Here is a 24,040-nt window from a genome sequence, read left to right as displayed (position 1 = left end):
GAATGGGTACGTTCAATACCAGGGTGCAGTGACGCGCAGCGTCACTGGATGCGTTACCACGCGTGTGGCAACGATCAAGTGGCCGAGTGGGTTATTTAGTCCAGGATCAGGTGTGGTAGAAACCGGCTTGAGTCCTTGGTGATCAAGCTATTGTCCTCGCGTACACCGATGCCAGCGGCCTGGTCGCCAATTACCCAAGAGCCGATCAGCGTGTAGCTGTCCCCAAATTTCGGTAGTGGTGCAAACTCTTGAAGGATGAAAGGCGCATCCGTGTAGGGCCCGCCCTCTTTCACAATCAGCCCATCAGCCGTTTGCAGCTCGATGTTCGCCCCTTCCCGCGAGAAGAACGGCTTGCGCACCCAGCCCTTCGGCACGGCCTTGCCTGGGTCAGTATCCAGGTGCGACGCGAGCAAATTCGGGTGGCCTTTGTTGAACTCCCACAACAACGGCAGGATGCCTTTGTTGGAGAGGATAGACTTCCACGCCGGCTCGAAAAACTGCGTATCGCTCTCGGCAATGGCGGCGCCGAAGGGTTCGTGGAAGATGAACTCCCAGGCGTGCAGTTTGAACAGGTGGGGGATCCAGCGATCTTCAAGGTCGACGAAGCGGCCTTCGTTGGTCAGGCCGATGTCTTCGATGTCGATGTGGCGGGATTCGATGCCGACTTTTTCCGCGACGAGGCGCAGGTAGTCGGTGGTGCCTTTGTCTTCGATCGAGTTTTTCATCGAGGCGAAGTAGAACGGCTGGTTGACCTGCAGCTGGGCGAAGGCCTGGTGCAGTTTGGTGTCGATGCTGTTGAATTGGTCGGCGTGTTTGGGCAGCAGGCCGCGTTCGATGCATTGCTCGAGCCAGCCCCACTGGAATGCCGCGGCCTCGTAGAGGCTGGTGGGGGTGTCGTAGTTGAGCTCGAGCAGTTTGGCGGGGCCGGTGCCGTTGTAGGAGAAGTCCATGCGCCCGTACAGGTGCGGGTGGCCTTCAAGCCATGAGGTGCGGATCATGTCGTAGAAAGGCGCGGGGATGCTCAGGCGTTCGAGCAGTTCTTCACTGTGGACCACGCGGGCCACGAGGTCCATGCACATGTCATGGATCTCGGTGGTGGGGTCTTCAAGGTCGCGCTCGATTTGCTGGAGCGTGAACTGGTAATACGCGCGCTCGTCCCAGTAGGGTTCGCCGTCGATGGTGTGGAACAGAAAGCCGAGGCTGTCGGCGGTCTGTTTCCAATCATGACGCTCTGCGCAGTGGATCTTCTTCATGCCTGCCTTCCTTAACTGCTCGACCCGCCGCCGCCCCAGCCGCTGCGGGCGCTGGCCTTGCTGCCGAAGCCGCCACGGGAGGTGGCCGAGGACACCGAGCTGGACTTGTTGGTGGAGCGCAGCGTGTTGGTGTAATTGCTGCTGCCGTACCGGGCCTGGTTGGAGCGGCCGAAGGTGGCCCCATTGGAGACGCGCTGGTTGAGCGTGGAGTTGCCGTAGTTGCCGCGATCATCGCGGTAGCGGTACACCGGCTCGGAACGGTAGCTGTTGCGATTGCTGCTCAGCATGTTGCCGATCAGCAGGCCGGTGAGCAGGCTGCTGGTGGAGAAACCCGAGCCACCGCCGCTTGCTTGGGCGTTGGTCGCTTGGGCATTGGCGGCGTCGACCTGGGATTGAGTCACCTGGCCTTCGGCGGTCAGCTCAAAGCCGCCGAGCCTTGGGATGAACTTGCCGGTGGAGTCTTGCTGGCACCAGTCGGCGACGAAGTCAGCATCGCAATCGGCCTGGCTGTCGTACACCGGCGCAATGCGGCGATGCTCGGCCATGGCGGTCATGTAGGCGTCCGAGCAGACGTCTACCGGGAGTTTTTCATCGGCGCATTGCTGCACCGACTGGAAGTTGTACTTCTTCTGCAAATCGTAGGTTTTTTCCGTTGGCCCGCAGCCGGATATCGCCATGGCGACCGACGCGGCCAGCGACAGCTGGACGTACTTGCTTCGTTTCATCGAGAGCTCCGTGCGCAATCAGTTCGAGGTGGGCGTCATGCACGCGGCATTCAACATGCCGACGCTGATGGCCACGGCGGCCACGTAGATGCCGGCCGCGAGTTCGCCCTTTTTGATGCGCTCGGACGTGCCTTTGAGCACCAGGCTGGTCAGCAAAAACGCCAACAGTTGGACGACGGCTGCAATCACCGCCCAGACCACGAAGTCGACGAGGCTGACGGAGTAGGCAATCACGTTGCTGGCCGGAATGGCGAAGCCGACGATGGCACCGCCCAGGGCGACCGCTGCGGATGTGTTGCCCGCCCGGATCAGCTCGAATTCCTTGTGCGGGGTGATGCGGGTGTAGATGAACTGGAACAGCGCGAACAGTACCGCAGCCCCCAGGATGTAGAGGACAAAGCCGAACACGGCAGCTTTGTTCAGGGAAATGGAGAGAGCTTCTAGCATGGGATGCTTCCTTTTTTAGAGCGCAGTCAGATCGGTTGTGTACAGCGAAATGCCCAGCGACGTGCTCAAGCTGATGGTGCCTTCGGCGTCTTCTTCGACGGAAAACAGCAAAAACTCGCGGCGGTCGGTCAGGCCGGTGTCGCGTGCGTATAGCATCGAACGGTGCTCAACGCTGTAGGCCGCCTCCGGGCTGACGATTTGTTCGTTCATTGCTACCAATTCGGTCTGGCCGTCTTCGCTGCCCCACTCACGGAAGAACTCGACGCCGTCGTGGGTGTAGGTCGGCAACCCGATCAGGCTCTGTGGGCCCGCCAGCCGGCGCAGTTCCGCTTCACTGCTGACGGTGACGTTACTGAGGTAGTTGAACAGGATCACCGACTCGACCTGCCCGGCGATGTCACCCGTGGTGTGCACCTGCAGCCAATAGTCTTCGTCGTTCATGTAATAGCGCGACAGCCAGGTCGACTGCCCGAGGTCAACGGTGCCGTTGGCCCAGATTTCCTGGGAACCGGGTATTACCACCGAGGTTTTCTCATCGAGCAACAGTTTCAGGCTCGTGTCGAACATCAGGCCTTTGCCCGGTGCCAGGCCCAATGGCCCGGTGACCGGCAGTGCCTGGCTGGTCGGCGCTTTCGAGTCAGTAGTGGCGTTCGGAGCTTCGAGCCCCATCAGTTGTTTAAACCATCCCATGGGAGATTTCCTTGAGCCGGGTGGAGGCGATATAGAAGAGTTCACCGCCCTCGACGCGTGTGGCGCTCGGCGGGTTGATCGCGGGTTGCTGGGCACCTTTGGCGCGATAGCCGATAAGGGTGGCGTTGTGCTGTTCTTTCAGCCGGGTGTACAGCTCGCCGAACGTGGCCTCAAAGGCCTCGGGCAATTTCATCAGGTATTGGGTGGCACCCTGCCCCACGCACAGCAGCTCATTGATAACCACGGACGAGCCTGGGTCCTGGGAGGCACGCACCAGCATTTCAATCGCCATGCTTGAGGTGCATTCCAGGCGAGGTGCGTAGGAGCTGGCGAGTGCGGCGATTTCACTTTCGTTGAAGTGGGCGACCACATGCCCGACGGGGCTCAATTGATTGACCGCCAGCACTGTGGCCAGGGTCAGGTCGTCAGATGGGGTTCGCACCAACACACGTTCAGCACCGGGAACACCGGCACGCAGCAGAAACGCGGTGGAGGACAGGCTCTCACCGCGGATGAACGCCGCTTTGCCCGGCATCGGGTTTTCTTCGAGGGTGCAGTCGCAAATCACGATCAGGTTGTCGTTGGAGGTTTCATCTTGCAGCAACAACTCGATGACCCGCTCACTGGATGCGCCCTCCCAGCCGATCAGCACGGTATGGCCGGCCTTGCCGGTGAAATCGCCTTTGCCCTTCATGCCTTTTCTCCATGCATCGATGACACTGCTGGTGGTTTTGCCGATGGCGGCCGTAAGCAGCGCAATGCCGCCGAGCATGACCCAGGTCGCCACGAAAATGCGCCCCGCCGCGGTCTGCGGGGCGAGATCGCCATAGCCGACGGTCAGTGTGGTGGTCAGATAGAAGTAAACAAAGGTTGCGGGGGCGGTGAGGTGTTGCTCGCCCAGGAACACCATGCCCAGATATGCCACGCCCAGGTGTACGCCCAAGGCAACGACCAGGCCTGCCCAGCCGAAGCGGTGAAAGAGGGACGAAGCGTACCGGCGCAATAAAAGAAAGATCGACATTTCATCCCTGGTTCCGTGGGTACTGGGTTCCTGACGAGGCGCTCACCTCGGCATTTGGATGCTTGAGTGCGCTCACCCGGCATTAAACCTGCTGCGCGGTACAGAGAGAAGCACCTTGGCGGCAATAAACCCGGCGAACGCACCGAAGAGATGACCTTCAAAGGAAACACCCTGCCGAGGCAGGAAGCCAAAGATCAGGCCGCCATACAGTACCGCCGCCACACCAGCGGTTATCAGGTTGCTCCAGCTTCTGTGGAACCAGGCGCGTGCGAGCAGGTAGGCCCATAGCCCGAATACCCAGCCGCTGGCACCGACGTGAACGCCTGCAAAACCGAACAGCCAGACCAACGCGCCACCCAGCACAATCACGATTGCGCTGACGGCAATAAAGCGGTGGAGTCCGTCGAGGATAACCAGGGTGCCCAGGACCATAAAGGCAATCAGGTTTGCGCTCAGGTGGGCAAAGGACGCGTGCAGAAACGGTGATGTGAGGATGCCAAACAGGCCGTGCAGCGTTCTCGGGACCAGCCCGAATGCCATCAGGCTGTAACCGGTCGCTACATTGAGCAGTTGCAGCGCGACCATCAAGAGGGCCAGGCCTGCGATTGTCTTGAAACCCTTGAAGGCGTCCATTCTCACCTCGGCATAAAAAAGAAGGGCACAAATGCCCTTCTTTCAGCTGCGTCGCTTATTCAGCCGACTTTTGCTTCAGACGCTCAAGAATCGCATTGGCACTGCCTTCGTTCGGCGTTATGCCAGCGTCGCGCAGTTTGCGCTCCAGGTCGGTGCCCGTCGACGCCTCAGCCAGTTCATCCTGGGCTTGCAGTTCCGCGGCGCGTTGCTGCTGTTTGGCCTGCAAGCGATTCAGCGTACCGACGGCGGTTTCCAGCTTGCCGTTGGCACCGCCGCTGGCAATGGATGCGCTGACCTGGGCCTTCTGCACGCTGTCGCGAGCCTTGGCCATGTCCACTTGCTGGCGCAAGCTTTTGATCCGGCTCTCGGCCTTGGTGATGTCCTTGCGCATGCTCTCGGCGTAGCCACCGAACTCGGCGGTTTGTTTTTGCTCGACGTCCCGCTCGTTGGTCAAGGTCGAAATGGCTTCGGCGACTTCCAGGGCCAGATCTTCACGATTGGCCTGGATCGCGGCCATCGCCTTGGTTTCCAGGTCTTTGATCTTGGCGTCGTACTCGCCAACACGGTCAGCGGCCAGTTTGTGCTTGGCCATGATGCTGACCAGCTCACGCTTGGCATTGGCCAGGGCGCTGTCAGCATCGCGGATTTCCTGGTCCAGGATGCGCAGGGCCTGTTGGTCGACGATCGATTCGCCGACTTCATTGGCACCGCCACGCAGCGCGGTGAACAATTTGCTCCAGATGGACTGAGTCATTAGGTTTTCCCGAATAATTAGTTGAAGAAACGTTCGAAGGCTTCGCTGGCGCGCTGCACGTTGTCGACCAGGGTTTTCACCTCGGTCACGATGTTGGTCAGGCTGGAGTCGGAGCTGAGCGCGCCGAACATGTTGTAGACCACCTGCCCGTTGGGCATGGACTCGATGCCGATGGAAGACAACGGGAACATCTCCCGGCTGCGCAGCACCGCGTCGTTGAACTTGGCGACATCGTTTATGGACTCGACGTCGACCAGCACGGTGTCCACGATGATCTGCTCGCCCACCACTGCGATGTAAATCGGCAGGCCCCCGAAGTCGTTCATTTCCAGCTTGATGCTGGACTCGGAGCCTTGGACGAGGGAAAGCGTAATGTCTTTGGACGTCACTTCATCCAGGGCCTGCAGCGCACTGAAGAGGCGATCGATGTTCCAGTTGGTACCTGCGCTCATGAAATTCTCCGACATGAATGAGCCAGCCAGAATCGGTTGGCGAAGCTGTTTCTCCATCTGCTTGAGCAAGCTTCGGTTTTCGGGAAGCACCCAAGCCTCGTGTTTCACATAACCGGCGGCCGCCAGGCCCGCGCGCATCTGCTTCATGTAAAAGCTCGATGGCTTTTTTGCAGACTGTTTCAAGCGCTCTCCCTGAAGGCTGGCTGAATCGGTATCGGGCCCTGCAGCAGGGCTCGATGGAGAGCTGCTATTCATCGTACTGACCTCGCTGTGAAAAACTCACGCGTGAGAAAATCTACAGGCAATGTTCATTGCACTCAATAGCTCACGCGTGAGATTTTTCCGAAGCTGATTCCGCCCATGTGAAAGACCATATCTTGTGAGTGACCAGGCATTGTCTCTTCTGAGTTGACGGTATTACCCATTCCAGCCGATTTATCCCCCACCACTCACCCATTAATCTGTGCCCATGTTGAACGCAACGCCCAACCAACCTAAACAAAAAAGGATTCAACCATGAGCACTGCAACCTACAACCGCTTGAACAAAGACGACGCCATCGTACTGCTGGTCGACCACCAGACCGGCCTGATCTCCTTGGTGCAGGACTTCTCCCCCAACGAGTTCAAGAACAACGTGCTGGCCCTGGCGGACCTGGCCAAGTTCTTCAACCTGCCGACCATCCTCACCACCAGCTTCGAGCAAGGCCCCAATGGCCCGCTGGTGCCTGAGTTGAAGGAGATGTTCCCAGACGCGCCGTACATCGCCCGCCCCGGCCAGATCAACGCCTGGGACAATGAAGACTTCGTCAAGGCGATCAAGGCCACCGGTCGCAAGCAGATCATCATTGCCGGGGTGGTGACGGATGTGTGCGTGGCGTTCCCGACCTTGTCGGCGCTGGCGGAAGGCTTTGAAGTGTTTGTGGTGACGGATGCATCGGGCACTTTCAACACCACGGTGCAGCAGGCGGCATGGAGCCGGATGACCCAGGCCGGTGCACAGTTGATGAACTGGTTCTCGGTGGCCTGTGAGCTGCACCGCGACTGGCGCAACGATATTGAAGGCCTGGGGAATCTGTTGTCCCAGCGCATTCCTAACTATCGCAACTTGATGAATGGCTATGCGGCGCTGACTGCACAGCAGAAGTAAGCCAGCCGAGTGTGACGATAAGCCTGCCCTGAAAAGCAGGCTTGCGGTGTTTGAGCCGGACCTACCCCGCCAACTCTCGCTCAATTTGTTCAATGCTGGGCAAGCTGGATTGCAACTCTGCCGGCAAAGACTCCACCAGTTGATATTCCGCCACGCCGATAGGCCGGTTGTTATCGCGCAGTGCATATTCTGCCACCACCTCATTTTTACCCTTGCACAACAACAGGCCAATGGTCGGGCCATCCTGTGGGTGCTTCAGCTCGGCATCCACAGCGGCGAGATAGAAACTCAACTTGCCCAGATGCTCGGGCTTGAACTTGCCCGCCTTGAGCTCGATCACCACGTAGCAACGCAGCTTCAGGTGATAGAACAACAGGTCGACGAAGAACTCATCACCGCCGACCTTGAGCAACACTTGGCGGCCAACGAAGGCAAAGCCTGCGCCCAACTCCAATAAAAAGTCAGTGACATGCTTGATCAAGGCGTTTTCGATATCACGCTCTTGTGCATTCAGGCCCAGGCTGAGGAAGTCAAAGCGGTAAGGGTCCTTGAGGGATTCGCGAGCCAGGTCGGATTGAGCTTTGGGCAGATGACTTTCGAAGTTGCTGACTGCTTTGCCACTGCGCTCCAGCAGGCGATTTTCAATGTGCATCACCAGCGTGTTGCGCGACCAGCTGTATTTGATCGTTTGGGTGATGTACCAACGACGGGTTTCAGGACCGGGAAGTTTGTCCAACAATGCGATCTGATGGTACCAAGGCAATTGTGCAAGCACCCCTTGCACAAATTCCGCATCCGGCCACGCTTCGGCAAAAGCGCGCATGTACTTGAGATTGCGCGGCGAAAAACCCTTGATGTCGGGAAAGGCCGCCCGCAGATCCTGTGCAAGGCGTTCGATCACTTTGCTCCCCCAGCCTTGATCATTCTGACGGGTCAGAATATCGCGGCCGATCTGCCAATAGAGCAGCACCAGTTCACGATTGACCGCGATTGAGGCGCGCTGTTGTGCGTTATGGATACGACCTTTGAGATCTGTCAGCCAATCGCTGTAGCCCTCGGGAGGCTCGGCCAGGCCGATAGCGGTTTCGCTCATGCCTTTTACTCTTGTGTTTTCAGCAGGCTAGTCAGGCCATCGTGCCGTCACAAGGGCTCATGAATACTCCAGGAAGGGTCCTGCACACCTTACGGAACGGTCCTGCTGGCACTGGTTGCGGCCCTTGACTCTCCCCTATACGGCACCCCCTACCCTGAATGCTCATTTCAGGAGCCTTCAGCATGAGTCAGCGCATCCTGGTCATTCTCGGCCACCCGTCCACCGATAGTTTTTGTTCAGCCCTAGCACAGACTTATATCCACTCCGCGAAAACGGCAGGCCACGACGTACGCGTCCTACGCCTGGGTGACCTAAGGTTCGACCCCATCCTTCACCACGGTTATACCCAGGTCCAAGCGCTGGAGCCCGACCTGCTCAGCGCCCAAGCCAACATCCTTTGGGCCGAGCACCTGACATGGGTTTTCCCTGTTTGGTGGGGCGGTATCCCGGCACTGATGAAAGGCTTTATCGACCGAGTTTTCCTACCCGGCTTCGCCTTCAAATACCGCGCAGGCAAGGCATTCCCTGACAAGCTGCTCAAGGGCCGAAGCGCGCACTTGTTAGTGACCCTGGACACGCCGGCGTGGTATTACCGCTGGGTCTACCGCATGCCGGCCATCCACCAGATGCGTCGCACCACGCTGGCGTTGTGCGGCATCACACCGAGCAAGACGCTGCTGTTCGGGCCGGTGCTGGGCTCTACATTGACGCAGCGGGCCCGGTGGCTGAAACAGGCCGGCGCATTATTTGAGAAAGGGAATTTTCATGTACATCGGCAAAGCCGCGCAGTTGTCCGGCACGACCATCAAGGCGATTCGTCACTATGAGGCGATTGGATTGATGCCCGAGCCTCAACGCCAATGCGGCTACCGCGTTTACACGGCGCAGAGCGTGGAGCGATTGACCTTTATCAAATGCGCCCAGCAGCTGGGGTTCAAACTCAAGGAGTTGCAGGAGATTTTGCTGGGATACGACGGTGACGCCCTTCCCTGGGACCGGGCGGAGCAAGCAATCGCCAACAAGAAGCACGCGTTATCTACACAAATCGCCGTGCTGCAACGAATGCAGGCGGGCTTGATTGCGTTTGAAACCCAACTGAAAGACGCCCAAGGGCACTGCTCGTCAATCAGCAGCGTCGCCATTTGACGCAGCCTTTACGCATGAGTTGGCGCTGACTTTTACGAGCCCCTTGTAAGGGCAATCTGATTTTCCAAACCGTTCATCCAGCCGCTTTTCGCTGCGGCAGACTCCGACGCCTTGCCTTCTGTCGAGACGTCATGGATGACCCACGCCACCCTCATCGCCGCTATCGAACACGAGCTGGATGGTTTCCATCAGAGCCTGGTGGAGTACCGCCAGCAGATGGGCGCCTGGTATGCACGTGCTCTGGATTCGGTCAGTCATACAGCGGATATGCCGTCGTTGCTGGGCATGGACCGGGTGTTGCGGGTTGGGGATTCCCAGCGTTCGGTAAGCCTTAGCGACGCGGATTTTTCTACCGTGGCCCGCTGCCCGGTGGGTGGCGTGCTGAAGATCGAGAGCAAATTCGAATCAGCGTATGACGTGCCGATTGGCGATATCCCTGTCGAGGTGATTGGCCTGGATGACGGCAGTTCCACGCGGGTGATGCTCGATAAGCACGGCAAGGGTTCGCACTACTGCGCCGCCGGCGGGCGCTATCAGGTGCTGGAAGGCTTCGGCCCAAAAGCCACAACGCCCTACCACTACCAACTCGACCACCTCGGCACACCGCAGGACATCGTCGCGGCGAACCGCCTGGTGATCCAGGGTGACCGTCACTACGACTACGACGCCTTCGGCAACCTCATCCGCGAACGACGCGGCAAGGGCCATCAGCTCGTCACTGAATACCGCTACGACTGCCAGCACCGGCTGATCAGCGTGACGAAGCCCAACGGCGAAACCGCCAGTTATCGTTATGATCCGTTTGGGCGGCGCATCAGCAAGACCGTGGACGGCAAGACCACCGAGTTTTTCTGGCAAGGCGACAAGCTGATTGCCGAGCATCATGCGGACCGACACCGCAGCTACATCTACGAGCCCGGCAGCTTCCGCCCCCTGGCACTGCTGGAAGGCTTCGGCCCAAAAGCCACAACGCCCTACCACTACCAACTCGACCACCTCGGCACACCGCAAGAACTCACCACGCCCGAAGGCGAAATCGTCTGGTCCGCCCACTAYCGMGCYTACGGCCAGATTGCCCGCCTCGACGTAGGCAAAATCGACAACCCGCTGCGTTTCCAGGGTCAATACTTCGATCAGGAAAGCGGCCTGCACTACAACCGCCATCGCTACTACAATCCGGATGTTGGTCGCTACCTGACGCCGGATCCGGTGAAGTTGGCCGGTGGGATCAATGGATACCAGTACGCTCTCAATCCTACGGGATGGGTGGATCCGCTAGGATTAGCGTGTACTCGTGGCAAGTGTCCGGGACAAAAAAGCCAAGCGTCTCATCGACATGAAGAGGAAACGCCAACGGTAGGTAGCTCAACTCATTCCTTCACTTATGAGCAAGCGTTGAACAAGGCACTTGAATGGTTACTGGAAAACGACTTTCGGGCAGAAAAACCAAAACTAGGAAAGTTCGGTGAACGTAAAGATCAGCCCATCGGAATGCAAACAGCTGACGCGAGGACTGGTTATCGTATTGAATACGACGATAGGCATGGCGCTCACATTAACGTATGGACCCACAGAAAAATGGCCCTCATTACACGTTTGAAGGCACATCAAAAACTGTGTTTCAGCTCACCAAGAGGTTCGCAAAGAAATGAGCTATCTTGACGATGAAATAATCAACGACTTCAAGCAAATGAACGTCCAATTCAGCGTTCACTCAGAAGCTGAACACGATTCAATGGTTGACTTAATAAATGAGACCACTCCTTTTTCAGGAAGCCAAATAGCTTGGAGCTCATTCAAAGAAATCACTTACATTGGTCCTTCCTCTTCGTACACTACGTTAGAGAAACTAGAAAAAAATAAAGTCCGCTACGGAGCGGAATATAACTTTCATCGGTGATGCAACCGATAAAGCATATTCAATCACTATCAACGATCTTATGCACTCACTACATTTTTTTTCGAAAGTACCTCAACATACGTACATACTTCAAAAACAGCTAGACTGGATTGCCTGCATTTCATTTGAGGGCGATGTTGACTTTGTAAAACTTTAGAACGCCCGAACCGCGAATTCTTTATAAAAAACAAACAAACGTCTAAGTACGACCTCAACCACTTCGCCGCGTACTCCGGACAAGAGGCCAGCCCTCTAGACCATGAGCCAAATTCGCCGCACAATCGGCTCACCAAATGAGCCGAATACATCCCCTATTCGGCTCACGCACCCAGGCGCTTTCCCATGAATCACCCGCACTGGATCTGGCAACACACCGACTGGCCCCACTTCCACTGGCAGCCCGGGCGTCTGGCGGCCTTGCTACGGGAGTGCGGGCAAGCCCAAGGCAAGCTTCTGGGCATGCTCGGTTCTGTCAGCCAAGCGGTCAGTGCGCAAAATGAATTGGATGCACTGCTGCAAATTATCCTGACCTCCTCGGCCATAGAAGGTGAGCAATTGAACGTCGGCTCGGTGCGTTCATCACTGGCGCGACGAATGGGCTTGGAAGCCACGAAGGACGGTCAGGTAAGCCGCCGCAGTGAAGGGCTGGCGGATTTGATGATGGATGCCACCCAGCAATTCGACCAACCCTTCACCCGCGCTCGGTTATTGAATTGGCATCATTTATTGTTCCCTGCTCCCGAAGCAGGCTACGCCGCGCGCGCAGTCAAGGTCGGTGAATTGCGAGGCGATGAGCCTATGCAGGTCGTGTCAGGGCGACTTGATCGGCCGACCGTCCATTTCGAAGCACCACCACGTAAAGGCCTGGAGCAGGCTCTGGATGATTTCCTCGAGTGGTTCGAAACAAGCCGCGATCAACCTGAGCTGGATCCATTGTACGCGCTGGCGTAGCGCACTTCTGGTTCATCACCTTGCATCCGTTCGATGACGGCAATGGACGGCTGACGCGTGCTATCACTGACTTGGCCCTGGCCCAGGGTGAGCACCAAGCCATTCGATTTTATGCAATGTCGGCCAGCATCCTCGAAGATCGCGCCGGTTACTACAAGGCATTGGAATCCAGCCAAAAGGCCACGCTGGATATTACCGACTGGCTGGAATGGTTCTTGAAAACGCTGCTGGGTAGTCTGCAGCAGGCGATGGCGCGGATTGACCGGGTGCTGAACAAGAGCCGGTTCTGGCAAAAACACCATGGCGTTCCTTTGTCTGTCGAACAGGTTAAGGTACTCAACCGCCTGCTCGATGGGGGGTGAGCGGGGCTTCGAACAGAGCATCAGCGCCGCGCAGTACCAAGCGGTGGCAAAAGTGTCCAAGGCGACAGCCACAAGACACTTGGCCGACCTACTGGAAAAAAAATGCCTGACACGCCTCCCCGGAGGCGGCCGCAGCACGCGTTATCAGATCAATCCCACCCACGAGTAGCCCCCTACTCATTTGCCCCCATCCCCCATGTCTGCTAGTGTCGCGCCGGTTTACCGTCTACCGGAATTGCCGCCATGGCCCGCAAAAAAGTTGCACTGGATTTCGAACAATCCCTCGCCGACCTGCAAACCCTGGTCGAGCGGCTGGAGAACGGCGAGTTGTCGCTGGAGGACTCGTTGACGGCGTTTGAGCAGGGCATCGGCCTGACCCGCGACTGCCAGAGCGCGTTGGCGCAAGCGGAGCAGAAGGTCCAGGTGTTGCTGGAGCGTGATGGGGAGTTGGCCGAAGAGCCTTTCGATGCGGAACAGCCGGAATGATCGACGCGTACCAGGCCAGTAGCCAAGCCCGGGTGAATGCGGCGCTGGAGCCCTTGTTTATAGCGCCAAGCCCGGAAATGGCGCGCCTCTATGAAGCAATGCGCTACAGCGTCATGAATGGCGGCAAGCGTGTACGCCCGTTGCTGGCCTATGCAGCATGTGAAGCCCTGGGTGCACCTGCCGAAGAAGCTAATGGTGCCGCCTGCGCGGTGGAGTTGATCCACGCCTATTCCCTGGTGCATGACGATTTGCCGGCTATGGACGACGACGATTTGCGTCGCGGCCAGCCCACCACCCATAAAGCCTTTGATGAAGCCTATGCGATCCTGGCCGGTGACGGCTTGCAGAGCCTGGCGTTCAGCGCATTGCTGGACCCGCGCTTGAGCAGCGTCGACGCCGAGATCCGCCTGCGCATGGTAACCGCATTGGCCCAGGCCGCAGGCCCAGCCGGCATGGTCGGCGGGCAAGCCATCGACATGGGTTCGGTCAGCCTCAAGCTGGATCAAAAAGCCCTCGAACACATGCATCGCCATAAGACCGGCGCGCTGATTGAAGCCGCTGTGCACCTGGGCGCCTTGGCCAGTGGCCGTGCCCAAGCCGCGCAGTTGGCGGCTCTGCAAACCTATTCCCGGGCTATCGGCCTGGCGTTCCAGGTACAGGACGACATTCTCGACGTAGAAAGTGACACTGCCACCCTGGGCAAACGCCAAGGCGCCGATATCGCAAGGGACAAGCCGACATACCCTGCATTACTTGGGCTGGAAGCTGCCAAGGCATATGCCATTGAACTGCGTGACCAAGCCCTGGATGCACTGCGACCTTTCGACGCGGCGGCCGAGCCCCTGCGGGACCTGGCGCGGTATATCGTCGAGCGCCGCCACTGACAACCCCGGCCATTTGCGCCGCATATCGGCCAAGTTCGGCGCTCTGCGTGGGCAGTTTGCACGGCTTGAGGTAAACTGCCGCCTCTTCTATACCTATAACGATTCGCCTGATGCCCACGACGTTTCAAGAGATTCCCCGCAAACGCCCGTCCACGCCCTTGCTCGACCGCGCTGCCACGCCGGACGGCCTGCGTCGACTGGGTGAAGCCGAGCTGGAAACCCTGGCCGATGAGTTGCGCCTGGAATTGCTCTATACGGTCGGCCAGACCGGTGGGCATTTCGGTGCCGGGCTGGGCGTGATCGAGCTGACCATCGCCCTGCATTACGTGTTCGACACCCCGGATGACCGGTTGGTGTGGGACGTGGGCCATCAGGCGTATCCGCACAAGATCCTCACCGGCCGTCGCGAGCGCATGGGCAGCCTGCGCCAGAAGGACGGCCTGGCCGCCTTCCCGCGACGTTCGGAGAGCGAGTACGACACCTTTGGCGTCGGCCACTCCAGCACTTCCATCAGTGCAGCGCTGGGCATGGCGATTGCCGCCCGCCTGCAAGGCAGCGAGCGCAAAGCCATTGCCGTGATCGGCGATGGCGCGCTGACCGCCGGCATGGCCTTTGAAGCGCTCAACCACGCGCCGGAAGTGGACGCCAACATGTTGGTGATCCTCAACGACAACGACATGTCGATCTCGCGCAATGTCGGGGGCCTGTCCAATTACCTGGCGAAGATCCTTTCCAGCCGCACCTACGCCAGCATGCGCGAAGGCAGCAAGAAAGTGCTCTCGCGCCTGCCTGGCGCGTGGGAAATTGCCCGTCGCACCGAAGAATACGCCAAGGGCATGCTGGTGCCCGGCACCCTGTTCGAAGAGCTGGGCTGGAACTACATCGGCCCTATCGACGGCCACGACCTGCCGACCCTGATCGCCACCTTGCGCAACATGCGTGACCTCAAGGGCCCGCAGTTCCTGCATATCGTCACCAAGAAAGGCAAAGGCTTCGCCCCGGCGGAAGTCGACCCGATTGGCTACCACGCGATCACCAAGCTTGAACCCCTCGACGCCCCCGCCGCTGCGCCTAAAAAAGCCAGCGGGCCGAAGTATTCCGGTGTGTTCGGCGAATGGCTGTGCGACATGGCCGCCGCCGACCCGCGCCTGGTGGGCATTACCCCGGCAATGAAGGAAGGCTCCGACCTGGTGGCGTTCAGCGAGCGTTTCCCGCTGCGTTACTTCGACGTGGCGATTGCCGAGCAGCACGCCGTCACCTTCGCCGCCGGCATGGCCTGCGAAGGCGCCAAGCCGGTGGTGGCGATTTACTCCACCTTCCTGCAACGCGGTTATGACCAGCTTGTTCACGATGTAGCGGTGCAGAACCTCGATGTGCTGTTCGCCATCGACCGCGCCGGCCTGGTGGGCGAAGACGGCCCCACCCACGCCGGTAGTTTCGACCTGTCCTACCTGCGCTGCATCCCCGGCATGCTGGTGATGACGCCGAGCGACGAGAACGAACTGCGCAAGATGCTCAGCACCGGCCACCTGTACAACGGCCCGGCCGCCGTACGTTACCCGCGGGGCAATGGCCCGAACGCGGTCATCGAGAAAGACCTGGAACCGATTGAGATCGGTAAAGGCATCGTGCGTCGCCAAGGCAGCAAAACCGCATTCCTGGTATTTGGCGTGCAACTGGCCGAAGCGCTGAAAGTCGCCGAGAAAATCGACGCCACTGTGGTCGACATGCGTTTCGTCAAACCGCTGGATGAAGCACTGGTGCGCGAGATCGCAGCTAGCCATGAGCTGCTGGTGACGGTTGAAGAGAACGCGATCATGGGCGGCGCCGGCGCGGCGGTCAGCGAATTCCTGGCGCGGGAGAATATCCTCAAGTCGGTGCTGCACCTGGGCCTGCCGGATCTGTACGTCGAGCATGCCAAGCCGGCGCAGATGCTGGCCGAGTGCGGGTTGGATGAGGCCGGCATCGAAGCCTCGGTCCGCGAGCGCATGGCATTGCTGGCCCTGTAGAAACCGGGACTAAAATGTGGGAGGGGGCTTGCTCCCGATAGTGGTGGATCAGTTAAAAATACTGAGACTGACAGACCGCTATCGGGGGCAAGCCCCCTCCCACATTTATTTTGTGTCACCTTCAAACGCTATGGACAGCCCATGAACCGCCTGTGCCTTGCCCTACTGCTTCTACCTTGCGCCGACCTGCTCGCCGACACCCGCGACCAGGCGCTTAAGCTCTCCGACGTGGTTATCAGCGCCAACCGCCAGGTGCAGGCGCGCAACGACAGCAGCGCTGCCAACACAGTGTTCACCCGCGCCGACATCGACCGCCTGCAGCCCGGTAGCGTCACCGACCTGCTCAGCCGCGTGCCGGGTGTGCAGGTTGCGCCGACAGGTGGGCGTGGCAGTTTGCCGGGGATCTTCATTCGCGGTACCAAGACGGCTCAAAGTTTGGTGCTGGTGGACGGCCAACGCATTGCCAATGCCACATCGGGTGACAGCGGCCTGCAGTTCTTGAGTGTGGATCAGATTGAGCGGGTGGAAGTGCTGCGCGGCTCACGCTCGGTGGTCTATGGCAGCGATGCAATTGGCGGGGTCATCCAGATTTTCACGCGACGCAATGCCGAAGCCGGCATCTACCCGCGCCTGCACCTGGGTTTTGGTAGCCACCAGACCTGGGAACGCAGCCTTGGCTTGTCGGGCGGTGATGGGCGCACGCGCTTCAACCTCGGCGCCAGCCTGGATGAAACCCAGGGCATCGACTGGACCCGAGAATCCTTTGCAAGCGACGGTGATCACGATGCTTATCGCAACAAGTCCATCAGCCTCAACCTCAGCCACTCGCTGAATGACGACGTGGAAGTCGGATTTAACCTGTTGGATGGCCGAGGCAAGGCCGAGTATGACAACCCCTTCGGCCGCAATATCAGTTTGACTGAGGCCGTGGGTATGAGGCCCTACACTCACTACACCGTGAGCAGCGCCAGCAGTTATGTCGATGCCAAGCTCAACGATGCCTGGCAAACCCGCGTAGAAATGGGCCACAGCGAGAACCGCGACAAAAAGCGTGACCGCTTGAGCGACTACAACAGCGCCTTCAATACCTATCGCGATTCGGTTAACTGGCAGAACGACTTGAGCCTGACTGAGCGTAACAGTCTGATCCTGGGCGGCGACTGGTATGAAGACCGCGTCCACACCAGTGAAAACCTGAAAGCCGATAGCCGCTGGAACCGTGCCGTGTTTATCCAGCATCGATTCAAGGCCGAGGCGTTTTCCACTGAGTTGGGCCTGCGCCACGACACCAACCAGCAATTCGGTAGCCAGAACACTTGGAGCGGCACCCTAACCCTGCCGCTCAACCCGAATAACGATCTATTACTGTCCTACAGCGAAGGCTTCCGCGCGCCGAGCTTCAATGACCTGTATTACCCGTTCAGCAGCAACCCCAACCTCAAGCCCGAACATTCGAAAAGCTATGAATTGCAATGGCGTAGCCAACTGAGCGACACAACGCGCCTGGAGGCTTCGCTGTATCGCACCGACCTCAAGGACGCCATCGTTGCGCAGCAGATAGATTTCTATATGCCGCGCAATGTGGCGTCAGCCCGGATCAATGGTTTTGAAGCTGCGCTCAAGCAGGAGTTGTTTGGCTGGCAAGGTAACCTTGGGCTGTCGATCATCGACCCACGCGATCGGGACAGCGGCCACACGCTGGAACGTCGCGCACGCCGCACCTTGAGCCTGGATCTGGATCGTCAGTTTGATCGTTTGGGCGTGGGGGGCAGTTGGCAAGCCGTCAGCAGCAGCTATGACGACGCAGAGAACACCAAGCGCCTGTCGGGCTATGGCTTGCTGGGGCTGCGCAGCAGTTGGGCATTGACGCGGGGCGTGTTGTTATCGGTCAAGGTTGATAACGTGCTGGACAAGACTTATGCGCGGGCGAGGTACAGCTATGACGAGCCCAATTATGAGAACAATCGTGACTATCGCGAAGAAGGCCGGGTGTGGATGTTTGGGGTGACTTGGACACCGGAGATCTGAACCGACGTCATTGCAGGCAAGCCAGCTCCCACATTTGAAATGCATTCCCCTGTGGGAGCGGGCTTGCTCGCGAAAGCGGCCTCACAGGTCCGGCGCAATCACCTGACACAACCGCGCCACCGCCTCCAACATCTGCCCACTGGGCCGCTCCAACCCCTTGTCTGGCACTAACAAGACGCGTGCCGCCATCGTCGGCCATGCTTTCCACGCATCCATCTGCGCCTGGTCACCCACCAGAATCAACTCGGGATCACGCCGCAGTACCGATTCCAGACTGACCTGCGGGGCCGGCAGCTCAAGATCATCGAACACATTGCGCGCCCCGCACACCCCCAGCGCATCGCTGATGATCTGCCCACCGCCCACGGTATACAGCGGCTGGTTCCATACTTGATAAAACACCTGCAAGGGCTCGGCACGCCGATAGCGCTGGCGCAGTTCGGCGAGGCGTTGGCGCAGCTTATCGGCCAACACCTGGCCGGCCTGCGCGCGGCCCAATTGCTCGGCAATGGCCTGGACCTGGGTGGTCAGCTGTTCAAGACTATGGGGTTCGGCGACGTACACCGGGATATTCAGGCGCTGCAATTGCTCGCGCTGGGCCGGGCCAACACTGCCAGGCCACAGCAGAATCAAGTCAGGCTTGAGGCTGAGCAGGCGCTCCATGTCCAACTGGCCGTAATGCCCGACCGACGGCACTTTCGCCAACGCTGCTGGGCGTTCGCCGCCATCGAGTACGCCCACCAGCTGGTCGGCGGCGCCCAGTTCAACCACGATTTCAGACAGTGACGGCGCCAGGCTGACCACTCTCTCGGCCGCCATCGCCTGGACACTGAATACCAGCAGCAGTGCCAGCCAGTAACGGCTCATCCCAGTTGACGCGGAATGCGGTAGAGGTAAAACAGCACCATGGTCGACATTGCCAGCAGAAACAGCGGCACTGCTTCCAGCCCGACAAACACCGCCAGCGCACCGATCCAGGCCGGCAGCGCGGCCACCAGCAAGGCCGTGCGCCGACGCGCCGCCAGGGTGATCCAGGCAGCGGGTTCCTCAGGGGTATCGAGGGCTTTGGAGGTAGCGATCAGCGCATGTTTATAACCGTGGAAATAACGCAGGCTGAGAAACATCGACCCCACGCCAGCAATGAAAAACGGCATGGCCAGCACGGGAAGCAGGGATTCGGCGCGGCCAAATACCAGGTTGATCACAAACAATGGGAGCAACGCCAGGGCCAGGTACTGCCACCAGTTGAAAGACAGTCGCCGCTTTACCTGGCCTCGGGTCACGCGCGGTCGACCTCGCCCTGGTGCTCGTTGCCCATCATGTGGTCGAGCTTGCTGGCCTTGGTGGCCAGGTAGAGCTTGTTGTGCGGGTTGTGCCCGGTATGCAGCGGCACGCGCTCGGCCACGGTGATGCCCATCTCGGTCAAGGCCTTGACCTTGCGCGGGTTGTTGGTCATCAAGCGCAGGGATTTGACACCCAGGTGCTCAAGCATCGGCAGACAGATCGCGTAGTCACGCTGGTCAGCGGCGAAGCCCAGGCGTTCGTTGGCTTCCACGGTGTCGGCGCCGCCATCTTGCAGTTCGTAGGCACGGATCTTGTTCAGCAGGCCAATACCGCGGCCCTCCTGACGCAGGTACAGCAGCACGCCACGGCCTTCACGGGCGATGGCTTGCATTGCCGCTTCCAGTTGCGAGCCGCAGTCACAGCGCTGGCTGAACAGCGCATCGCCGGTCAGGCACTCGGAATGCACACGCCCCAGCACCGGCGCACCATCGGTGATGTCGCCGAGGCTGAGCACAACGTGCTCGCGCCCGGTGGCTTCTTCGAGAAAGCCGTTCATGGTGAACGTGGCAAAAGGGGTAGGCAGCTTGGAAGCAGCGACGAAAACGACGGGCACCGTGTGCTCCTGATTTCAGATTTCACAGAGGCGGCCATTGTAACAGTACGTTCCTACAGACGCTTAAGCTGAATTATCGCTGATAAAGATCAATAGGTTCGATTGGCCTTCGGATTGATTCTATGTAGGCGCGAGCTTGCTCGCGAAAGTTGTCAACGTTAATGCGGCCATTCTGAAGCAACGCGGCGCCTATGGTTTTTTTTCGCGAGCAAGCTCGCGCCTACAGTGAACTAGAACGGATAGGGCTGGTTCCAGCGTGCGAAAATCCCTTTCAACTCGCCCGTCTTGACCAGACTGGTCAGGCGCTGGTCATACACCGCCATCAACGCCCGCCCGCGCTCGGAATCGGCAAAGCCGATGTAAAGCGGCAACTCGGCGATATGCGTGAGTTTGAACAGCGCCGGCTCGTGGGATTGGCTGAGCACATACTTGGCTTCAGTGAGGGCGTCGATATAAAAATCGGCGCGGCCGTGTTGCAGCATCGGCAGGATGCCGCTGCGCCGCTCGATCTGGTTGAAGCGACGCACGCTGGGCATGTATTGCTCGTACTTGTAGCCCCGCACCCAGGCGAGGCGGTAGTCGCCCAGCGTCGCCAACGTCGGCGTTGGCGCTGTTGCCAGCCCGAGGGCGTAAATGTGGTCGGCGTCGAAGTTCCACCGGGGATACAACACTGCGCTGGCTTCATTGCGATAGCTGCCGACATAACCATCCACCTCGCCGCGCTGAGTCAGGCCGACCGAGCGGGTATAGGGCACGCTGCGAGTTTGCAAGGTGATACCAGCGGGCTCGAAAATCTGACGCAACAGGTCCCAGGCCAGGCCGCTGCCATCTTGGTTGGTGTAGTCGTTCCACTGCTCACTGGCCAGCACGATCTTACCAGGCACAGGCATCTGTTCCGCCTCGGCCACGAAGGCAAAGGCACACAGCACGGTCAGCAGCCAGCGGCGCACAGCCATAGTGACGGCCTCTCCTGGAGTAAACCTATTAAGGGTAGCAGGACGCCAGCTTAGGGCGCCCGGCGAAAATGCTGGTAGCCGCGCACCGCCGGGGTGACGTCCTGGCCGTTGGCATCGAGCAGCGTCACGCCCTGCCCGGCTTCGACCCGACCGATCACATGCACTGGCCAGTTGCCCGCCTGCAACGGCACCAATTGAGACGCTGGCAAAGTGAACGCCAGCACGTAGTCATCGCCGCCGCTCAATGCCGCCACACGGGCCTGGTCTTCGCCGACAAATGCCAGCAAGGCCGTGGATAACGGCAACCTGTGACGTTCGACCACCAGGCGGACCGCCGAGGCCTTGGCGATATGCCCACAATCGGCCAGAAGCCCGTCGGAGATGTCCATGGCCGCAGTCGCCTTGCCCCGCAGCGCCAGCCCCAGGGCCAACTGCGGTTGCGGCGACCAGTAATGGGCCAGCAGCGGCTCGGTGATTGCCGCATCCGCCGTGCGCTGGCCCAATACCAGCGGCAAAGCGCCGGCGGCATTGCCAAGCTCACCGCCGACACATAGCAGGTCACCCGGCCGTGCACCGCTGCGCGTCAACGCCTGCCCGGCCGGCACACTGCCAAACACGGTCAGGGTCAGGCTCAACGGCCCGCGGGTGGTATCGCCGCCCACCAAGCCCACGCCGCAGCTTTGCGCCATGGCGTTCAAGCCTTGGGCATAGCGTTGCAGCCAGTCGATATCGACGGTCGGTGTGGTCAGGGCAAGGGTGAATGCGAGGGGGTTGGCGCCCATGGCAGCCAGGTCGCTCACTGCCACGGCCAGCGAGCGCTGGCCGAGCAGGAAGGGATCACACGGGTCGGCAAAATGCACACCGGCCACCAGCGTATCGGTAGAGACAGCCAACTGCTCCCCGGCGGGGAGCGCCAGCAAGGCGCAGTCGTCGCCGATCCCCAGGGCAATGCCTTCGCCGCCTTGCGCACAGGGCGCAGCGGCGAAGAACCTGCTGATCAGCTCGAACTCGCCCATTCGGGAACTCAAGCGCAGGTTAGCGCTTGTGCTCCTTCACTTCGGCTTCGCGCAAGCGCGGGGCCAGTTTGTCGAGCACGCCATTGACGAACTTGTGGCCGTCGGTCGAACCGTAGACTTTCGCCAGTTCGATGCCTTCGTTGATTACCACGCGGTACGGTACGTCAACGCGCTTGAGCAGCTCCCAGGTAGACAGGCGCAGTACCGCCAGCTCAACCGGGTCCAGCTCTTCGAGGGTCAGGTCCAGGCATGGCGACAGCGCAGCATCGATCTCGGCCTGGTTGGCCGGAACACCGTGCAGGATATCGTGGAAGTAGCTCTGGTCAGCAAAGGTGAAGTCGTTATCGACGCGAAATTGCGCTTCGATCTCGTTCAGCGAAGTGCCGGCCATGTGACGCTGGTACAGCGCCTGGGTGGCGAGCTGACGGGCCGCACGGCGCTTTTCACTTTTCGAGGGCTTGCCGGCATCGGCCGGACGCTCGTCGCGCGGGTTGAAACGATCGCTCTCGTCGGAAATCACTTGGCCTCCAACTGCGACAGCAGGCTGACCATTTCCAGCGCGGACAAGGCAGCTTCAGCGCCTTTGTTACCGGCCTTGGTGCCGGAGCGCTCGATGGCTTGTTCGATGGAGTCAACGGTCAGCACGCCAAAGGCAACCGGCACGCCGAACTCCATGGACACCTGGGCCAGGCCCTTGGTGCATTCGCCAGCCACGTATTCGAAATGCGGGGTACCGCCACGAATGACCGCGCCCAGGGCGATGATCGCCGCGTACTCGCCCTGTTGAGCAACTTTTTGCGCAACCAGTGGAATTTCGAAGGCGCCAGGGGCACGGATAAGGGTGATGTCGCTCTCGCTCACACCGTGGCGAACCAGGGCGTCAACGGCACCGCTTACCAGGCTTTCAACCACGAAGCTGTTGAAGCGGCCAACCACCAGGGCATAGCGGCCTTTGGGGGCGATGAAGGTACCTTCGATGGTCTTCAGGGTCATTCGACAAATCTCTTAAAGAGCCGGGACGCGAAAAGTGCGTCCCTCAGTGATGATTTAACCGCGAACAAGGGGCAGAAATCGCCAGCCTTTATTCGGAGGGCACGTATTCTACAACTTCCAGGTCGAATCCGGATATCGCATTAAATTTCATCGGTGCGCTCATCAGGCGCATTTTGCGTACACCGAGGTCGCGCAAGATCTGCGAACCGGCACCGACGATGCTGTAGGTGGTCGGTTTTTTCACTGGTACGGCGTCAGCGGTTTCGCGGATATGCGCCAGCAAGACATCGCCGTCCAATGGGTGACCGAGCAACAACACCACACCGCTGCCCGCCTCGGAGACCGCAGCCATGGCGGCGCGCAGGCTCCAACGACCCGGTTGCTTGACCATCAGCAGGTCGCGCAGGGGATCCATATTGTGCACCCGCACCAGGGTCGGTTCTTCGGCGCAAATATTGCCCAGGGTCAGGGCCATGTGTACGTCGCCTTCCACTGAATCACGGTAGGTCACCAAATTGAATTGGCCCAGTTCGCTGTCCAGCGGCTGCTCGGCAATCCGCTGAACGGTACGTTCGTGGATCATGCGGTAGTGAATCAGGTCGGCGATGGTGCCGATCTTGAGGTTGTGTTCGGCGGCAAAGGCTTCAAGCTCAGTACGACGGGCCATGGTGCCGTCGTCGTTCATCACTTCGCAGATCACCCCGCTCGGCTCGAAACCGGCCATGCGCGCCAGGTCGCAGGCGGCTTCGGTGTGGCCGGCGCGTGCCAGGGTGCCGCCCGGCTGGGCCATCAACGGGAAGATATGGCCCGGGCTGACGATGTCTTCGGCCTTGGCGTCTTTGGCGGCAGCAGCTTGCACGGTGCGCGCACGGTCAGCGGCGGAAATGCCGGTGGTGACGCCCGTGGTGGCTTCAATCGATACGGTGAACTTGGTGCCGAAACCCGAGCCATTGCGCGGCGCCATCAGTGGCAGCTTGAGCAATTCGCAGCGTTCGCGGCTCATGGGCATGCAGATCAGCCCGCGAGCATGCTTGGCCATGAAGTTGATGTGCTCAGGCAGGCACGCCTCGGCGGCCATGATGATATCGCCTTCGTTCTCGCGGTCTTCGTCATCCATGAGGATGACCATCTTGCCTTGGCGGATGTCTTCAACCAGTTCTTCGATGCTATTGAGCGCCACGCGGCACCCCCTTGG

Annotated in this window: 25 protein-coding genes and 1 pseudogene; 9 read left to right on the top strand and 17 right to left on the bottom strand. The window is 59.6% G+C overall.

Annotated features, from left to right (window positions below):
• Positions 1-95 precede the first annotated feature (95 nt).
• The 8 genes from ASD70_RS10245 to ASD70_RS10210 all read right to left on the bottom strand — a co-directional run bounded on the left by ASD70_RS10245 (position 96) and on the right by ASD70_RS10210 (position 6,122).
• On the bottom strand, positions 96-1,253 hold the full coding sequence (locus ASD70_RS10245) for a glutathionylspermidine synthase family protein (RefSeq protein ID WP_056846354.1): 1,158 nt from the start codon (positions 1,251-1,253) through the stop codon (positions 96-98).
• Between the two features lie 11 nt (positions 1,254-1,264).
• A complete protein-coding gene (locus ASD70_RS10240) occupies positions 1,265-1,978 on the bottom strand; it encodes a DUF1190 domain-containing protein (protein ID WP_046069718.1) in 714 nt (237 codons plus the stop codon).
• Between the two features lie 18 nt (positions 1,979-1,996).
• On the bottom strand, positions 1,997-2,425 hold the full coding sequence (locus ASD70_RS10235; protein WP_046069719.1) for a DUF350 domain-containing protein: 429 nt from the start codon (positions 2,423-2,425) through the stop codon (positions 1,997-1,999).
• 15 nt (positions 2,426-2,440) lie between these two features.
• On the bottom strand, positions 2,441-3,115 hold the full coding sequence (locus ASD70_RS10230; protein WP_056846353.1) for a DUF2491 family protein: 675 nt from the start codon (positions 3,113-3,115) through the stop codon (positions 2,441-2,443).
• Complete coding sequence (locus ASD70_RS10225) at positions 3,102-4,136, bottom strand: ion channel (protein WP_046069721.1); 1,035 nt, start codon at positions 4,134-4,136, stop codon at positions 3,102-3,104. Before ASD70_RS10225 ends, ASD70_RS10230 begins: the two co-directional genes overlap by 14 nt.
• A 72-nt stretch (positions 4,137-4,208) precedes the next feature.
• Positions 4,209-4,769 (bottom strand): rhomboid family intramembrane serine protease, encoded by a 561-nt coding sequence (locus tag ASD70_RS10220; RefSeq protein WP_056846352.1) that lies wholly within the window; start codon positions 4,767-4,769, stop codon positions 4,209-4,211.
• A 55-nt stretch (positions 4,770-4,824) separates the two neighbouring features.
• Positions 4,825-5,523: a PspA/IM30 family protein gene (locus ASD70_RS10215; protein WP_043048039.1), complete on the bottom strand. Its 699-nt coding sequence runs from the start codon at positions 5,521-5,523 to the stop codon at positions 4,825-4,827.
• A gap of 17 nt (positions 5,524-5,540) precedes the next feature.
• Positions 5,541-6,122, bottom strand: coding sequence for a YjfI family protein (locus ASD70_RS10210; RefSeq protein ID WP_043048040.1), 582 nt, complete (start codon positions 6,120-6,122; stop codon positions 5,541-5,543).
• A 369-nt stretch (positions 6,123-6,491) separates the two neighbouring features.
• Here ASD70_RS10210 and ycaC point away from each other — a divergent pair, with 369 nt between their 5' ends.
• On the top strand, positions 6,492-7,124 hold the full coding sequence (gene ycaC, locus ASD70_RS10205; RefSeq protein ID WP_034117703.1) for an isochorismate family cysteine hydrolase YcaC: 633 nt from the start codon (positions 6,492-6,494) through the stop codon (positions 7,122-7,124).
• Between the two features lie 61 nt (positions 7,125-7,185).
• On the opposite strand, the gene ASD70_RS10200 is transcribed toward ycaC, so the two are convergent.
• Positions 7,186-8,217: a PDDEXK nuclease domain-containing protein gene (locus ASD70_RS10200; protein WP_046069723.1), complete on the bottom strand. Its 1,032-nt coding sequence runs from the start codon at positions 8,215-8,217 to the stop codon at positions 7,186-7,188.
• Between the two features lie 182 nt (positions 8,218-8,399).
• Between ASD70_RS10200 and ASD70_RS10195 the strand changes: the two genes are divergently transcribed.
• The 8 genes and pseudogenes from ASD70_RS10195 to ASD70_RS10160 all read left to right on the top strand — a co-directional run bounded on the left by ASD70_RS10195 (position 8,400) and on the right by ASD70_RS10160 (position 17,983).
• Complete coding sequence (locus ASD70_RS10195; RefSeq protein ID WP_056846351.1) at positions 8,400-9,044, top strand: NAD(P)H-dependent oxidoreductase; 645 nt, start codon at positions 8,400-8,402, stop codon at positions 9,042-9,044.
• Positions 8,983-9,363, top strand: a complete 381-nt coding sequence (locus ASD70_RS10190; RefSeq protein ID WP_082561422.1) for a MerR family transcriptional regulator — start codon at positions 8,983-8,985, stop codon at positions 9,361-9,363. Before ASD70_RS10195 ends, ASD70_RS10190 begins: the two co-directional genes overlap by 62 nt.
• A gap of 135 nt (positions 9,364-9,498) precedes the next feature.
• Positions 9,499-11,025, top strand: coding sequence for an RHS repeat-associated core domain-containing protein (locus tag ASD70_RS10185; RefSeq protein ID WP_056846349.1), 1,527 nt, complete (start codon positions 9,499-9,501; stop codon positions 11,023-11,025).
• Positions 11,026-11,605: 580 nt separating this feature from the next.
• A pseudogene (locus tag ASD70_RS10180) lies at positions 11,606-12,745 on the top strand (Fic family protein).
• Between the two features lie 74 nt (positions 12,746-12,819).
• Complete coding sequence (locus tag ASD70_RS10175) at positions 12,820-13,062, top strand: exodeoxyribonuclease VII small subunit (RefSeq protein WP_003176346.1); 243 nt, start codon at positions 12,820-12,822, stop codon at positions 13,060-13,062.
• Complete coding sequence (ispA, locus tag ASD70_RS10170) at positions 13,059-13,946, top strand: (2E,6E)-farnesyl diphosphate synthase (RefSeq protein ID WP_046069730.1); 888 nt, start codon at positions 13,059-13,061, stop codon at positions 13,944-13,946. The genes ASD70_RS10175 and ispA overlap by 4 nt, the downstream gene beginning before the upstream one ends.
• Before the next feature lie 110 nt (positions 13,947-14,056).
• On the top strand, positions 14,057-15,955 hold the full coding sequence (gene dxs, locus ASD70_RS10165) for a 1-deoxy-D-xylulose-5-phosphate synthase (protein ID WP_046069731.1): 1,899 nt from the start codon (positions 14,057-14,059) through the stop codon (positions 15,953-15,955).
• A gap of 141 nt (positions 15,956-16,096) precedes the next feature.
• Positions 16,097-17,983: a TonB-dependent receptor domain-containing protein gene (locus ASD70_RS10160; protein ID WP_056846348.1), complete on the top strand. Its 1,887-nt coding sequence runs from the start codon at positions 16,097-16,099 to the stop codon at positions 17,981-17,983.
• 81 nt (positions 17,984-18,064) lie between these two features.
• Here ASD70_RS10160 and ASD70_RS10155 read toward each other — a convergent pair whose 3' ends face one another.
• From ASD70_RS10155 to ribBA, 8 genes are all read right to left on the bottom strand, one after another.
• Entirely contained in the window at positions 18,065-18,850 is a 786-nt protein-coding gene (locus ASD70_RS10155; protein WP_056846347.1) for a cobalamin-binding protein, read from the bottom strand.
• Entirely contained in the window at positions 18,847-19,266 is a 420-nt protein-coding gene (locus ASD70_RS10150; RefSeq protein ID WP_043051120.1) for a nuclear FMR1 interacting 1 family protein, read from the bottom strand. Before ASD70_RS10150 ends, ASD70_RS10155 begins: the two co-directional genes overlap by 4 nt.
• Positions 19,263-19,880 (bottom strand): GTP cyclohydrolase II, encoded by a 618-nt coding sequence (gene ribA / locus ASD70_RS10145; protein ID WP_046069735.1) that lies wholly within the window; start codon positions 19,878-19,880, stop codon positions 19,263-19,265. The genes ASD70_RS10150 and ribA overlap by 4 nt, the downstream gene beginning before the upstream one ends.
• Positions 19,881-20,110: 230 nt before the next feature.
• A complete protein-coding gene (locus tag ASD70_RS10140; RefSeq protein WP_046069736.1) occupies positions 20,111-20,836 on the bottom strand; it encodes a substrate-binding periplasmic protein in 726 nt (241 codons plus the stop codon).
• 50 nt (positions 20,837-20,886) lie between these two features.
• On the bottom strand, positions 20,887-21,852 hold the full coding sequence (gene thiL / locus ASD70_RS10135) for a thiamine-phosphate kinase (RefSeq protein WP_056846346.1): 966 nt from the start codon (positions 21,850-21,852) through the stop codon (positions 20,887-20,889).
• A 19-nt stretch (positions 21,853-21,871) separates the two neighbouring features.
• On the bottom strand, positions 21,872-22,372 hold the full coding sequence (gene nusB, locus ASD70_RS10130) for a transcription antitermination factor NusB (RefSeq protein ID WP_046069738.1): 501 nt from the start codon (positions 22,370-22,372) through the stop codon (positions 21,872-21,874).
• Complete coding sequence (gene ribH, locus ASD70_RS10125; protein ID WP_003194576.1) at positions 22,369-22,845, bottom strand: 6,7-dimethyl-8-ribityllumazine synthase; 477 nt, start codon at positions 22,843-22,845, stop codon at positions 22,369-22,371. Before ribH ends, nusB begins: the two co-directional genes overlap by 4 nt.
• Before the next feature lie 88 nt (positions 22,846-22,933).
• Positions 22,934-24,025: a bifunctional 3,4-dihydroxy-2-butanone-4-phosphate synthase/GTP cyclohydrolase II gene (ribBA, locus tag ASD70_RS10120; protein ID WP_046069739.1), complete on the bottom strand. Its 1,092-nt coding sequence runs from the start codon at positions 24,023-24,025 to the stop codon at positions 22,934-22,936.
• Positions 24,026-24,040: the final 15 nt, after the last annotated feature.

It is taken from the genome of Pseudomonas sp. Root569, from assembly GCF_001427465.1.
In the GTDB taxonomy this organism is placed as follows: Bacteria; Pseudomonadota; Gammaproteobacteria; order Pseudomonadales; family Pseudomonadaceae; genus Aquipseudomonas; species Aquipseudomonas synxantha.
Note: the sequence above shows the minus strand (reverse complement) of the source record. Positions and strands in the feature narration are given on the sequence as shown.

Bases quoted from the DNA above. Each gene is read 5' to 3' on its own strand.
- ASD70_RS10160 (WP_056846348.1), top strand. From the start codon at position 16,097: ATGAACCGCCTGTGCCTTGCCCTACTGCTTCTACCTTGCGCCGACCTG.
- ASD70_RS10140 (WP_046069736.1), bottom strand. From the start codon at position 20,836: ATGGCTGTGCGCCGCTGGCTGCTGACCGTGCTGTGTGCCTTTGCCTTC.
- ASD70_RS10245 (WP_056846354.1), bottom strand. From the start codon at position 1,253: ATGAAGAAGATCCACTGCGCAGAGCGTCATGATTGGAAACAGACCGCC.
- ASD70_RS10190 (WP_082561422.1), top strand. From the start codon at position 8,983: ATGTACATCGGCAAAGCCGCGCAGTTGTCCGGCACGACCATCAAGGCG.
- ispA (WP_046069730.1), top strand. From the start codon at position 13,059: ATGATCGACGCGTACCAGGCCAGTAGCCAAGCCCGGGTGAATGCGGCG.
- ASD70_RS10235 (WP_046069719.1), bottom strand. From the start codon at position 2,425: ATGCTAGAAGCTCTCTCCATTTCCCTGAACAAAGCTGCCGTGTTCGGC.
- thiL (WP_056846346.1), bottom strand. From the start codon at position 21,852: ATGGGCGAGTTCGAGCTGATCAGCAGGTTCTTCGCCGCTGCGCCCTGT.
- ASD70_RS10155 (WP_056846347.1), bottom strand. From the start codon at position 18,850: ATGAGCCGTTACTGGCTGGCACTGCTGCTGGTATTCAGTGTCCAGGCG.
- ASD70_RS10175 (WP_003176346.1), top strand. From the start codon at position 12,820: ATGGCCCGCAAAAAAGTTGCACTGGATTTCGAACAATCCCTCGCCGAC.
- ASD70_RS10230 (WP_056846353.1), bottom strand. From the start codon at position 3,115: ATGGGATGGTTTAAACAACTGATGGGGCTCGAAGCTCCGAACGCCACT.
- ASD70_RS10225 (WP_046069721.1), bottom strand. From the start codon at position 4,136: ATGTCGATCTTTCTTTTATTGCGCCGGTACGCTTCGTCCCTCTTTCAC.
- ASD70_RS10220 (WP_056846352.1), bottom strand. From the start codon at position 4,769: ATGGACGCCTTCAAGGGTTTCAAGACAATCGCAGGCCTGGCCCTCTTG.
- ASD70_RS10195 (WP_056846351.1), top strand. From the start codon at position 8,400: ATGAGTCAGCGCATCCTGGTCATTCTCGGCCACCCGTCCACCGATAGT.
- ribH (WP_003194576.1), bottom strand. From the start codon at position 22,845: ATGACCCTGAAGACCATCGAAGGTACCTTCATCGCCCCCAAAGGCCGC.
- ycaC (WP_034117703.1), top strand. From the start codon at position 6,492: ATGAGCACTGCAACCTACAACCGCTTGAACAAAGACGACGCCATCGTA.
- ASD70_RS10215 (WP_043048039.1), bottom strand. From the start codon at position 5,523: ATGACTCAGTCCATCTGGAGCAAATTGTTCACCGCGCTGCGTGGCGGT.
- ASD70_RS10210 (WP_043048040.1), bottom strand. From the start codon at position 6,122: ATGAAGCAGATGCGCGCGGGCCTGGCGGCCGCCGGTTATGTGAAACAC.
- ASD70_RS10200 (WP_046069723.1), bottom strand. From the start codon at position 8,217: ATGAGCGAAACCGCTATCGGCCTGGCCGAGCCTCCCGAGGGCTACAGC.
- dxs (WP_046069731.1), top strand. From the start codon at position 14,057: ATGCCCACGACGTTTCAAGAGATTCCCCGCAAACGCCCGTCCACGCCC.
- ASD70_RS10240 (WP_046069718.1), bottom strand. From the start codon at position 1,978: ATGAAACGAAGCAAGTACGTCCAGCTGTCGCTGGCCGCGTCGGTCGCC.